We start from the raw sequence: 12,649 nt of genomic DNA, 5'->3' as shown, positions 1-12,649 counted from the left end.
TCTGTATCGACAGAGACGCTATTCGCGCGGTTCCACTCTGTTTAGGAAAGAAAGAGTCTTCTTCCATTCCTCAACTCTCGCTCATATAACGGTGAGAACCGCTTTTATCTACTTGACCAATCGGACGTTCGACAAAAGGCTCGAAGGGGCATTTCAGACATATTTACTCTTAAACCTCTTCCAGCCAAGGAGGTTCTCTCTAAAAAGGTAAATACGCTTACTTATCCTTCTCAACGCTTTCAACATGATTTATACATACTATATTACATTTTAGCCAAAAAGTTAACTTAAAACACTTTCTAAACGGGCTACAATCTTCTCTTTTCCTAAAAGTTCGATTGCAAGCGGGAGCTCCGGACCGTGAGTTTGCCCAGTCGTAGCAACACGAATTGGCATAAATAATTTCTTTCCTTTTTGGCCTGTCGCTTTTTGAACAGATTTAATAGCCTTTTTAATATTTTCAGCCGTAAATTCATCTAAAGCTTGCACTTCTTCTTTGAAAGCTTTTAAAACTTCTGGCACTTGCTCTTCACTAAGCACAGCTTTTGCTTCCTCATCATAAGCAATTTCTGTTTTAAAGAACATTTCTGTTAATTCAACAATTTCTGCTCCATAACTTAATTGCTCTTGATATAACGAAATCAGACGTACTGCCCATTCTTTATCTTCTTCCGTTACACGCCCCGCACGAACTAAGTGTGGAAGCGCTAAGTCAACCACTTTATCGAGTTCAAGGTTCTTCATGTATTGGTTGTTCATCCACTTAAGTTTTTGTGTATCAAACACGGCTGGAGATTTTGATAATCGATCCGCATCAAAGATTTGAATAAACTCTTCTTGGCTGAAGATCTCTTCTTCTCCAACTGGGGACCAACCTAGTAAAGCGATGAAGTTAAATAATGCTTCTGGTAAATATCCTAAATCCGCATACTGTTCAATAAATTGAATAATGCTTTCATCACGCTTACTTAACTTTTTACGGTTTTCGTTCACAATCAATGTCATATGTCCATACTTCGGAACATCCCATCCAAATGACTCATATACCATCATTTGTTTTGGGGTGTTGGAAATATGGTCTTCCCCACGTAAAACATGTGAAATTTTCATTAAGTAGTCATCGATTGCTACAGCAAAATTGTACGTAGGTGTTCCATCTTTTTTGACAATAACGAAATCACCAATTCCGTCTGATTCAAAAGAGATATCTCCCTTGACCATATCATTCCAGTTATATACTTTTCCTTTCGGAACGCGGAAACGTACACTTGGTTGTCTACCTTCTTTTTCTAGCGCCTCACGCTCAGCATCCGTTAAGTTCGCACATTTACCAGAATAGCGAGGCATTTCACTTCGAGCAATTTGAGCTTCACGTTCTTGCTCAAGCTCTTCTTCCGTACAATAACATTTGTAAGCAAGTCCTCTTTCCAGAAGATCGTCATAATATTTTTTATAAATATCATTACGCTCGGATTGACGGTAAGGGCCAAATTCGCCTCCTACATCAATACTTTCGTCCCAGTCAATTCCTAGCCATTTTAAATACTTAAGCTGACTGAGTTCGCCACCTTCAATATTTCGTTTTTTATCTGTATCTTCAATACGGATAATAAACTTCCCGTTTTGGTTTCGAGCAAATAAATAGTTAAAAAGCGCAGTACGTGCATTTCCAATATGTAAGTGTCCTGTTGGACTTGGCGCATATCGTACTCTTACTTCGTTATTTGCCATGTTTTTGGCACCTCCAAAGTTATGATGATTTATCTAGTTTAAATGTGGATTCTTTATTTGTTCCATTTTCCTCGTAAAAACCCAAGGTTATTTTATCACCAATTATCTTTTCAATCAAAAAGAATCCGTGTTCTTTTGAACAAGTAAAACAGAAGCTTGAGACGCAATCCCTTCTCCTCGACCTGTAAACCCGAGTTTTTCTGTCGTAGTTGCTTTTACATTTACTTGACTAATGTCTGCCTCTAATAATTGAGCAATCCGTTCACGCATTTGTGGGATGTACGGTGCCATTTTTGGCTTTTGCGCAATAATCGTGCAGTCAATATTCCCCAGGACATAGCCCTTCTCTTTTACAAGCTCCCAAACATGCTGTAAAAGTTTAGCAGAGTCTGCATTTTTAAAAGCTGGATCCGTATCTGGAAAGTGCTTTCCTATATCCCCTTCTGCAATCGCTCCTAAACAAGCGTCAGCAATTGTATGTAATAAAACATCCGCATCTGAATGACCTAAAAGCCCTTTTTCATAAGGGATTTCAATTCCACCAATGATGCATGGACGCCCTTCCACTAATTGATGAACATCAAACCCTTGTCCTATTCGAAACATGTTTTACCCTCTCTTTCTTGTTTCAAAATCGCTTCGGCAAAAAGGATATCTTCCGGTGTTGTTACTTTTAAGTTTAAATAGTTCCCTTCTACAATGGACACCTTATGCCCCATTTCTTCGACTAAACTTGCATCATCTGTTCCTAAAAAGTGATTCTGAATCGCTTGCTCGTGAGCCTTTAAGACGACGGAAAGACGAAAAGCTTGTGGGGTTTGTACCGCCCACAAGCTAGAACGATCAACGGTATTGACTACCTCTAAATCGTTAACCTTTTTCACCGTGTCCTTCACTGGTACGGCAAGAACAGCCGCTCCACTTTTCGCTGCCTTATCCACCAGCTTCTGAATAGAGGAAATCTTCACAAACGGTCGAGCTCCGTCATGAATCAGAACAATACCGTCTCCATCTACTTGGCGCAAGCCATTATATACACTATATTGACGTTCCGCTCCTCCTTGTACCAACTTCCTAACCTTTTTGATTTGATATGTTGATAAAAGGGTGCGAAATTCGTCTACCTCTTTCTGATTAACAACGAGAATAACTCCATCACAATTCGGATCACTCTCAAACACTTTTAAGGTATGGATGATAAGCGGTTGTGAGTCCAATAAAATAAACTGTTTATTCTTCCCTGCTTTCATACGCTTGCCCTGACCAGCGGCAGGAATCACGACCTGATACTTCATCTTTTTTCCCCTTATAAAGCTTTTTCTAATAATTTCGGTTTTGCAAATATCATACGTCCAGCAGAGGTTTGGAGTACACTCGTAACTAAAACATCAATATGCTTCCCAATATAATCACGGCCATCTTCAACAACAATCATCGTTCCATCATCTAAATAGGCTACACCTTGATTATGCTCTTTTCCATCTTTTATGACTTGAACATTTAGCTCTTCTCCCGGAAGTACGATCGGCTTTACAGCATTAGCAAGATCATTAATATTCAGTACTTGTACGCCTTGTAGCTCACAAACTTTATTTAAATTAAAATCATTGGTTACAACAATGCCTGAGATGAGCTTCGCAAGCTTCACTAGCTTACTATCAACCTCTTGAATGTCTTCAAAATCACCTTCATAAATCTCTACTTTAATATCGATTTCTTTTTGAATACGATTCAATATGTCAAGTCCCCGTCTCCCTCGATTACGTTTTAACACATCGGAGGAGTCAGCAATATGTTGTAGCTCTTCTAGAACGAACTGAGGAATAATGATGGTTCCATCTAAAAACCCTGTTTGACATATGTCTGCAATCCTACCATCTATAATAACACTAGTGTCTAATATTTTAAGACTTTTCTTATCCTCTACTTCGTCTTCATTGTCCGTATTGTTTTTACGTTTTCCCATTTTTCCCGAAATCGAAAATAAACTAATCAATTCATCGCGCTTTTTATTACCAATTTGAAAACCTAAATATCCTAATAAAATCGTTAAAAAGATAGGTACGATATTATTTATAATTGGATATGGAAGGGCATTTAGGGAAATACCAATGAGATAAGCAATAATTAATCCAAAAATTAATCCTAGACTACCAAATAATAAGTCCGTAACCGGGGCTTTCACAAGCTTCTCTTCCACGATTTTAATGGAATTAACGACTGTATCCACAAGCCAAAATGTGGCTACATAAAAAATAATCGCTCCTAACAATGCACAAACATAAGGTGTTAATATAAAAGGTATGTGTTGTAAATTTAAAACAAATAATAATTGCGGTATAAAGATTACCCCTAAAGTACCTCCAACGAATAGAAAAAATACTTGAACAATACGTTTCAACATACCTTCACCTCCCTTTCATTCATTATAAACACTTTATATCAATTCAAACGTAGAAAGAAATATTTTTTTGTAAAATGTAATCATAATGCAAACTAGGTGTAAAGCATGACCATTAGGATAAATATCTATCGACACAATACTGTTCGTGAAGCCGCTTTAGCCCTTCTTTAATTTTTTTCGCACGGATTTCACCAATTCCATCTACATCGTCTAATTGTTCTACGGATGCAGCTGAGATTTGTTTCAAATTTTTAAAACGACAGACTAAATTTTCTATAACGATAGAAGGAAGCTTATGAATTTTGTGTAATAACCTATACCCTCTCGATGTCATATGAGCATTTAAATTACTAGACGGGCCATACCCTAATAACTTTAACAACACATGATCATCTAACAATTCACGGTTGGATAACGTCTGTAAATGATGAACAGCTAAAAGTGGCTCCTTTGTAAACTCGTTATGGTAATCTTTAATAAACAACGCCGCTTCTTCTTCCACGTTTGATAAAAGTTCGTTCATTTGAAGACGAATCAATTGTCCTTCTTCTCCTAACTCATTTACATAGGTGGTAATCTCATTTTTAATCCGAAGCACCATTTCAATACGATGCAATACTTGAATCACATCGTCCATCGTCACTGCATCCTCTAACTCTAACGCATTATGTTGGGCAATGGACTGCTCCAACACCGAATGATATTTCTCAAGTGTCTGCAAAGCTTGGTTCGCTTTCGTTAAAATAACTCCGATATCACGTAGAGCATAATGGAACTCACCATAATAAAGAGTAATAACATTCCTCCTTTGAGAAATGGCAATGACTAAGCTCCCGGTTTGACGCGCTACACGCTCAGCCGTACGGTGACGCATTCCAGTCTCTGAAGAAGGCGTTTTAGGGTCTGGCATTAATTGAGCATTCGCGTATAAAATCTTATTACCCGTCTCGCTTAAAATAATGGCTCCATCCATTTTAGCGAGTTCATACAAATGAGCTGCTGAAAAAGGTGTATTGATGTAGAAGCCCCCGTCGACAATTTGCTTCACTTTCTCATCGAACCCAACGACTATAAGGCCTCCAGTTTTAGCTCGCAAAACATTTTCAATACCTTCTCGAATAGGGGTACCAGGTGCTACAAACCGTAAAATCTCGGTTAGTGTGTATTCGTACATTCTTTTTTCTTTTTCATTCATTCTCTATCCCCCTAAGGCAACTTGAAGTGCCTCATATACATTTTCAACACCTACTAATTCAACACCAGATGGTCCATTCCACCCTCCAATATTTGCTTTCGGAATAATAACACGTTGAAAACCTAGCTTCGCCGCTTCTTGCACTCTTTGCTCAATACGGGATACTCTTCTTACTTCTCCTGTCAATCCAACCTCGCCAACGAAGACATCTGTGGCTCTTGTCGGATGATCCTTAAAACTAGATGCAATACTAATCGCAACAGCCAAGTCGATAGCAGGTTCATCTAACTTCACACCACCTGCTACTTTAATATATGCATCTTGATTTTGTAATAATAAACCTATTCTCTTCTCTAATACAGCCATTAACAGTGATACACGGTTATGATCTACCCCTGTTGCCATTCTTCTAGGATTTCCAAAACTAGTGGGAGATATTAATGCTTGTATTTCAACAAGAACCGGGCGTGTTCCTTCCATTGAAGCAACTACAGTAGATCCCGAGGCTCCTTTTGACCGTTCTTCAAGAAAAATTTCAGAAGGATTGACCACCTCAGATAATCCTGTTTCCTTCATTTCAAAAATCCCAATTTCATTCGTTGATCCAAAACGGTTCTTAACTGCTCGTAAAATACGGTACGTATGATGCCTCTCTCCTTCAAAATATAAAACGGTGTCAACCATATGCTCCAATAGCCTTGGACCTGCAATGGAACCTTCTTTCGTAACATGACCGACAATAAAAATGGCAATCCCTTTCGTTTTAGCAATTCGCATAAGTTCCGCCGTACATTCACGAACTTGCGAAACACTCCCAGGCGCTGATGTGATATCACTATGATAAATTGTTTGAATAGAGTCCACGACAACGAAGGAAGGGTTCGTTTCATCAATTGCCTTAGAGATATATTCTAAATCCGTCTCAGCTAAGACATATAGCTTCTCCGCCCGAATACCTAATCGATCAGCACGGAGCTTCGTTTGTTTAACCGATTCTTCTCCTGAAATGTACAAAACATCGTGCTGTAAGTTGGCTAATTGTGAGGATACTTGCAGAAGCAACGTTGATTTACCGATACCCGGATCTCCACCAATTAAGACGAGCGACCCTTTTACAATCCCGCCACCGAGCACACGATTTAATTCTTTCAGAGATGTTTGAATCCGTGGTTCTTGGGAAGTTTCAATTGTATTGATTGATGAAGGTTTGCTAACAACAGATGGCTCCGAATGTGCAAACGCAATACGTCTTCCAGTTGTTTTTTTCAAAACCTCTTCTGACATCGTGTTCCAAGCACCGCAACCAGGACATTTTCCCATCCATTTCGGTGATTCATAACCACAAGATTGACAAATAAATTTTGTTTTCTGTTTCGCCATCGTAAATGCCCTCTCTTTACTAAAATACCGTTCATTCTGTCTATTTATGTTGAATTCATAAAAGAATTCGTACTTTTTTCAAAAATACTCTTCACTCTTGAAAAAAGAGGCATACAAATGATTTCGTATGCCTCCCATAGATCGTGTTATTTCACTTTTTCTGCTGGTCGTACTATAAACTCACCAGCATCAACATCTAATACCACTTTTTGACCTTTTTCAATCGTTCCTTTTAACAGCTCTTCTGATAAGCGATCTTCTACATTTTTCTGAATCGCTCGGCGTAATGGACGAGCTCCATACTCAGGGTCAAAACCTTCTTCGGCTAATTTATCCTTAGCAGCTTCCGTTAGTTCAAGCTGGATATCTTGTTCTATTAGGCGTTTTGTCAATTGATCAGTCATTAACGTTGCAATTTGTTTTAAGTGGTTTTGTTCGAGTGAGTGGAAGACAATAATTTCATCGACACGGTTTAAAAACTCAGGTCGGAACGCTCTTTTCAGTTCGTTCATAACCTTCCCTTTCATGTCTTTATAATCTTTCCCCTCATCTTGAACGTTAAATCCTACATATTTGTTACGTTTTAGTTCACTTGCGCCTACGTTAGACGTCATGATAACAATCGTATTACGGAAATCAACAGTACGCCCCTTCGAATCCGTTAATCGTCCATCTTCTAAAACTTGAAGTAAAATGTTGAATACATCCGGATGCGCTTTTTCAATCTCATCTAATAGGACAACTGAATACGGCTTGCGTCGAACCTTCTCTGTTAATTGTCCTCCCTCATCATAACCAACATACCCTGGAGGAGAACCTACTAAACGTGATGTAGAGTGTTTCTCCATATACTCTGACATATCAATACGAATCATTGCATCTTCATCGCCAAACATCGACTCAGCTAACGCACGAGCTAACTCTGTCTTTCCGACACCCGTTGGTCCTAAGAAAATAAATGAACCAATTGGACGTTTCGGATCTTTTAATCCTGCACGAGCACGGCGGACTGCCTTTGAAACAGCTACAACCGCTTCATCTTGGCCAATAACACGGTCATGTAAAATAGACTCTAATTTGAGAAGTTTATCTGTTTCTGTTTGTGCTAGCTTACTTACAGGGACTCCCGTCCAGCTAGAAACAACGATTGCGATGTCTTCTACTGTGACTTCAGAATTTTCTTGTCCTTGCTTTTCTTTCCACGTCTTTTTCGTTTCCTCTAATTGTTCGCGTAAACGTTGCTCTGTATCACGTAAAGAAGCGGCCTTTTCAAACTCCTGACTTTGAACAGCTGCATCTTTTTCTTTCCGAACTTCTTCTAATTTATTTTCTAACTCTTTTAAGTTAGGCGGTGTTGTAAAGGAACGTAATCGAACCTTTGAACCAGCTTCATCAATTAAGTCGATAGCTTTATCCGGCAGGAAGCGATCTGAAATATAGCGATCAGATAATTTTACAGCTGCTTCAATCGCTTCATCTGTAATGGATACACGATGATGAGCTTCATAGCGATCACGTAGTCCTCTTAAAATTTGAATGCTTTCTTCTACTGTCGGTTCGTCTACTTGAATTGGCTGGAAGCGACGTTCTAACGCAGCGTCTTTTTCAATATATTTTCGATATTCATCTAATGTTGTGGCACCAATACATTGAAGTTCGCCACGTGCTAGAGCAGGTTTTAAAATATTAGAAGCGTCAATTGCTCCCTCTGCTCCTCCAGCTCCAATTAATGTGTGTAATTCGTCAATGAAGAGAATAATATTACCCGCTTGACGTATTTCATCCATCACCTTTTTCAGACGATCTTCAAATTCTCCGCGATATTTCGTTCCAGCGACAACTGTACCCATATCTAACGTCATTACACGTTTGTCACGGAGAATTTCCGGAACTTCATTGTTAATAATTTGTTGTGCTAATCCTTCAGCAATAGCCGTTTTACCAACGCCTGGTTCACCAATTAAAACAGGGTTGTTTTTCGTACGACGGCTCAACACCTCAATGACACGCTGAATTTCTTTGCTTCGCCCAATAACAGGGTCGAGTCCGCCATCTCGCGCCACAGCGGTTAAATCACGAGCTAAGCTGTCTAACGTTGGTGTATTCGCATTATTCATCGAACCACCTTGATGACCTGAAGAAGATTCATTGCTTCCTAGTAGTTGAAGCACTTGTTGACGAGCTTTATTTAAGCTGACTCCAAGATTATTAAGTACGCGAGCTGCTACTCCCTCTCCTTCACGGATTAACCCTAATAGAATATGTTCTGTACCGACATATGAGTGACCTAGCTTTCTCGCTTCATCCATGGATAACTCAATGACCTTCTTCGCACGCGGCGTATAATGAATGGTTTGTGAGATCTCTTGACCACGACCAATTAAGCTCTCCACTTCTGTTTGAATTTTATCTGGACTTAGACCTAATGCTTGCAACGCTTTAGCTGCAATCCCTTCTCCTTCACGAACTAAGCCTAATAAAATATGTTCAGTTCCAATATTATTGTGACCTAGTCTTACAGCTTCCTCCTGTGCTAAAGCTAACACTTTTTGAGCACGTTCTGTAAATCTTCCAAACATCATTCTTCTTCATCCTCCCATCTATTCTGTTTCTCTAATTGTAATCGTTCTCGAATAACGGTTGCTCTTCGGATATCTCGCTCTTCTGGTCGTAAAGTACCTCCTGAATAATTCTGAAGAAACCCAGGTTGTATTAAAATCATCAGCTCATTCAAAATGTTTTTAGAAATTCCTTGAATAATACCTAAATCAATTCCTAAGCGAACATCAGACAAACATTGAATTGCTTCTTTTGAATGTATAATCCGACTATGAGATAAAGTTCCTAATGAGCGATACAATCGATCTTCCAGCTGTATCTTATTCGTTTGCACTAACGCTTCTCTTGCTGAACGCTCTTTTGATATCAACTGCTTAACCACACTCAATAAATCTTCCACAATATCTTCTTCTGATTTCCCTAATGTCATTTGATTTGAAATCTGAAAGATATTACCTAAAGCTTCGCTACCTTCACCGTAAATTCCTCTAACAACTAGCCCTAATTGATTAATAGCTGGAATAATACGGTTCATTTGTTGTGTGAGGACTAGCGCTGGTAAATGCATCATAACAGATGCTCTTAAACCAGTTCCTACATTAGTTGGGCAGCTTGTTAAGTATCCTAATTGCTCGTCATAAGCATAGTCTACTTTTTGTTCAATCCAATCATCGAAAGAGTTAGCCATATGAAGAGCTTCGCTTAATTGAAGACCTGGGTATAAGCATTGAATGCGAATATGGTCTTCTTCGTTAATCATAATACTTACTTTTTCGTTTTCTGAAAGAAGCACTCCTCCATAAATGGAGTCTTCATAAAGTGCTGGGCTAATTAGATGCTTTTCAACTAACACTCTTTTTTCTACCGGTTGAAGCTCAGCCATCTTCAGTAAAGTAAGCTCCCCAACACCTGGGACGGTCCGGTTGGAAAATTGATCCTCAAAAATACGTAAAATATTTTGTGCATCTTCATTTGAAAAAATCGTTGGATAACGGAAATGATCCAAATTACGAGCTAAACGAATGCGACTGCTTAATACAATATCTGAATCTGGACCTTCTTCACTCATCCAAGCACTCAAAGCTGAATTAATGAAATTTTTCAATTCCATTTTTATTCACTCTCCTCACTTGGACCATTTAGCTTAGATTCAATGGAACGAATTTCATCTCGAACAAGTGCTGCCTGCTCGAACTCTTCTTGTACGATGAGTTTTTGAAGCTTCTCCCTTAACTCATCAACTTTTTTCTTTAAGTGAACTGTACCACCAATACGCTTCGGCACCTTTCCTGCATGAACACTGTTACCACTATGCACTCTTCGTAATAATGGCTGAATTTGTTGCCTAAACTTACGATAACAGTTCGAACAACCAAATCGTCCAATTTTAGTGAATTGAGGATATGTCATCTTACATTGTTCACATTGTAAAACGTCGTGATGAGGGAAAATTGATTGTTCCTTCTGCGTCATAGGTGTATCGATGTTTAAAAGTCCAGATAATAAGTTATTGACAGAAAACCCACTGTTAGAGAACATTACTTCTCCCTTTTCTTTTGCACAATACTCACATATATGAACTTCCGTTTTTTCTCCATTAACAACTTTTGTGAAATGAAAGGTTGCCGGTCGCTCTTGACATTCTTGACAAATCATCATTTCACCACCTTATTTGTATTTCAACGATGTCAACATCGCGTGCACCATTCGTGCGCGAAGTTCATCTCGATCTGGGATATCAATATATATAACAGAACGATCAATAACACTTAACATAATCTTAGCCTCTCGTTCTGAAATAACACTCTCTTCCACTAAACGAATAATAATATCCTCAGCAGCTGTTTGAGTCAGCCGATTTCCTACTATACTCAAGATTTCATTAATGAGCTGTACGTGATCATTCGTCTTAACCTTTATAATTCGAATATAGCCGCCGCCACCTCTTTTACTCTCTACAATATACCCACGCTCAATCGTAAAACGTGTATTTATCACATAATTGATCTGAGAAGGAACACACTGGAATTTGTCTGCAATCTCACTTCTTTTAATTTCAACTACCTCTTTTTCACTCATGTCCAATACCGCTTTTAAGTATTGTTCAATAATGTCTGAAATATTTCTCACACAGCCCTCCTCCTCGCATTGACTTTGACTATATTTGACCTTAGTTTTACTATAATTGCATTGAGTAATTTTTTCAACTCATATGCTCATTATGACTAATATTACCATTTTTTCAGATTAGAAAACCTTTTGCACACCATTTACTTTTTTTATTTCTTCCATAAAGGTTGCACTATTTCCTGCACCTTTCGCACGAATAACATATTGAAATTGTTTTTTTCCCGTTTTCGACTTTATATTTAGTAAGTAAACCCGATCAACTAATACATCCATTTCTTCTAACTTTTGAACAAACTCCCCTAACTCTCCGTCAAAAAATACAGCTTTTATAATACGGTCATGAGAACCTTTAAGAACAGGATCCATTTTATTTAAGAATATAAGACTTAGTAACACAACTGCTGTCGAAAATGCAGCTAAATCATACATACCCGCACCAATAACAAGTCCAATTCCTGCTACAACCCATATAGATGCAGCAGTTGTTAATCCCTTAACCGTAGCACCTTTAACTAAAATGGTACCAGCCCCTAAAAAGCCTATTCCACTTATTACATAAGATGGAATCCGTGCTGGATCATATTGAACGTGCTGATTTTCCTCCAAAAATTGAGAAAAACCAAATAATGAAAGTAGCATCATTAAACATGCCCCTACCCCAACCAGTAAATGTGTACGAAATCCGGCTGGATGACGCTTAACCTCACGCTCTATACCAATAACCCCACAAAGAAGGGCTGCTAAAATAAGCCTTAGAAACATAACACCAGAATCGTCGAACATCCCCCTCACTCCTTTTGAATGAGTACTGATTATTTTTACTAGAGTCTCTATCGAAAAAATTTGTTGATTGTATTATGTATATGAGAAAAATTATAAATTTTATGCTTTATGTAAAAAAAGTGAAAGGTAAATAAAATTGTATCTGTTGTTATGAGGAGTTCGTGAAGGGTGACAGGAGAATTATTAAACGCTGTGGTTGTGTTTGTTGTCGGTCTTTTACATTGTGGAACAGAATTCATGAAACTATTTTAGAAAGTGATTTAATATAAGTAATTGTCCTGTGCTTTACGAGATGTGCATGCAAAAAAAGAGTAGCTCATTCGCTACTCTTTCGTTTCACTTGCCTGGCAGCGTCCTACTCTCACAGGGAAAACCCAACTACCATCGGCGCTGAAGAGCTTAACTTCCGTGTTCGGTATGGGAACGGGTGTGACCTCTTCGCTATCGCCACCAGACACTTATTTAAG

The 12,649-nt window shown here is 38.5% G+C and carries 11 protein-coding genes, 1 rRNA gene and 1 other annotated feature; all 12 genes read right to left on the bottom strand.

The features are described 5' to 3' along the window. Window positions 1-8: 8 nt before the first annotated feature. Window positions 9-243, bottom strand: a binding site (T-box leader). Between the two features lie 39 nt (window positions 244-282). Further along, window positions 283-1,731, bottom strand: coding sequence for a glutamate--tRNA ligase (gene gltX, locus ML543_RS15735; RefSeq protein WP_243388371.1), 1,449 nt, complete (start codon window positions 1,729-1,731; stop codon window positions 283-285). 114 nt (window positions 1,732-1,845) lie between these two features. Beyond that, entirely contained in the window at window positions 1,846-2,337 is a 492-nt protein-coding gene (gene ispF / locus ML543_RS15730; protein ID WP_243388370.1) for a 2-C-methyl-D-erythritol 2,4-cyclodiphosphate synthase, read from the bottom strand. Then, window positions 2,325-3,026, bottom strand: a complete 702-nt coding sequence (ispD, locus tag ML543_RS15725; RefSeq protein WP_243388369.1) for a 2-C-methyl-D-erythritol 4-phosphate cytidylyltransferase — start codon at window positions 3,024-3,026, stop codon at window positions 2,325-2,327. Before ispD ends, ispF begins: the two co-directional genes overlap by 13 nt. Before the next feature lie 11 nt (window positions 3,027-3,037). Next, the gene (locus ML543_RS15720; RefSeq protein WP_243388368.1) at window positions 3,038-4,135 is read right to left on the bottom strand and encodes a PIN/TRAM domain-containing protein; all 1,098 of its coding nucleotides are present in this window, start codon (window positions 4,133-4,135) and stop codon (window positions 3,038-3,040) included. Window positions 4,136-4,247: 112 nt separating this feature from the next. Then, complete coding sequence (gene disA / locus ML543_RS15715) at window positions 4,248-5,330, bottom strand: DNA integrity scanning diadenylate cyclase DisA (protein ID WP_243388367.1); 1,083 nt, start codon at window positions 5,328-5,330, stop codon at window positions 4,248-4,250. A 3-nt stretch (window positions 5,331-5,333) separates the two neighbouring features. After that, window positions 5,334-6,710, bottom strand: coding sequence for a DNA repair protein RadA (gene radA, locus ML543_RS15710; RefSeq protein WP_243388366.1), 1,377 nt, complete (start codon window positions 6,708-6,710; stop codon window positions 5,334-5,336). A 146-nt stretch (window positions 6,711-6,856) separates the two neighbouring features. Further along, window positions 6,857-9,292, bottom strand: a complete 2,436-nt coding sequence (gene clpC, locus ML543_RS15705; protein ID WP_243388365.1) for an ATP-dependent protease ATP-binding subunit ClpC — start codon at window positions 9,290-9,292, stop codon at window positions 6,857-6,859. Next, window positions 9,289-10,380, bottom strand: coding sequence for a protein-arginine kinase McsB (locus ML543_RS15700; RefSeq protein WP_243388364.1), 1,092 nt, complete (start codon window positions 10,378-10,380; stop codon window positions 9,289-9,291). Before ML543_RS15700 ends, clpC begins: the two co-directional genes overlap by 4 nt. Window positions 10,381-10,382: 2 nt before the next feature. After that, the gene (locus ML543_RS15695; protein ID WP_243388428.1) at window positions 10,383-10,925 is read right to left on the bottom strand and encodes a protein-arginine kinase activator protein McsA; all 543 of its coding nucleotides are present in this window, start codon (window positions 10,923-10,925) and stop codon (window positions 10,383-10,385) included. A 12-nt stretch (window positions 10,926-10,937) separates the two neighbouring features. After that, complete coding sequence (locus ML543_RS15690) at window positions 10,938-11,399, bottom strand: CtsR family transcriptional regulator (RefSeq protein ID WP_341482368.1); 462 nt, start codon at window positions 11,397-11,399, stop codon at window positions 10,938-10,940. Between the two features lie 117 nt (window positions 11,400-11,516). After that, window positions 11,517-12,182: an MgtC/SapB family protein gene (locus ML543_RS15685; protein ID WP_243388363.1), complete on the bottom strand. Its 666-nt coding sequence runs from the start codon at window positions 12,180-12,182 to the stop codon at window positions 11,517-11,519. 342 nt (window positions 12,183-12,524) lie between these two features. Then, a 5S ribosomal RNA gene (gene rrf / locus ML543_RS15680) occupies window positions 12,525-12,637 on the bottom strand. Window positions 12,638-12,649 lie beyond the last annotated feature (12 nt).

The organism is Bacillus kexueae, assembly GCF_022809095.1.
Lineage (GTDB): Bacteria > Bacillota > Bacilli > Bacillales > Aeribacillaceae > Bacillus_BZ > Bacillus_BZ kexueae.
The sequence above is the reverse complement of the archived record's forward strand: the minus strand, read 5'-3'. Positions and strand labels throughout refer to the sequence as shown.

Coding starts and splice junctions, on each gene's coding strand:
- ML543_RS15720 (WP_243388368.1), bottom strand. CDS start 4,135: ATGTTGAAACGTATTGTTCAAGTATTTTTTCTATTCGTTGGAGGTACT.
- clpC (WP_243388365.1), bottom strand. CDS start 9,292: ATGATGTTTGGAAGATTTACAGAACGTGCTCAAAAAGTGTTAGCTTTA.
- radA (WP_243388366.1), bottom strand. CDS start 6,710: ATGGCGAAACAGAAAACAAAATTTATTTGTCAATCTTGTGGTTATGAA.
- ML543_RS15685 (WP_243388363.1), bottom strand. CDS start 12,182: ATGTTCGACGATTCTGGTGTTATGTTTCTAAGGCTTATTTTAGCAGCC.
- disA (WP_243388367.1), bottom strand. CDS start 5,330: ATGAATGAAAAAGAAAAAAGAATGTACGAATACACACTAACCGAGATT.
- gltX (WP_243388371.1), bottom strand. CDS start 1,731: ATGGCAAATAACGAAGTAAGAGTACGATATGCGCCAAGTCCAACAGGA.
- ML543_RS15700 (WP_243388364.1), bottom strand. CDS start 10,380: ATGGAATTGAAAAATTTCATTAATTCAGCTTTGAGTGCTTGGATGAGT.
- ML543_RS15695 (WP_243388428.1), bottom strand. CDS start 10,925: ATGATTTGTCAAGAATGTCAAGAGCGACCGGCAACCTTTCATTTCACA.
- ispD (WP_243388369.1), bottom strand. CDS start 3,026: ATGAAGTATCAGGTCGTGATTCCTGCCGCTGGTCAGGGCAAGCGTATG.
- ispF (WP_243388370.1), bottom strand. CDS start 2,337: ATGTTTCGAATAGGACAAGGGTTTGATGTTCATCAATTAGTGGAAGGG.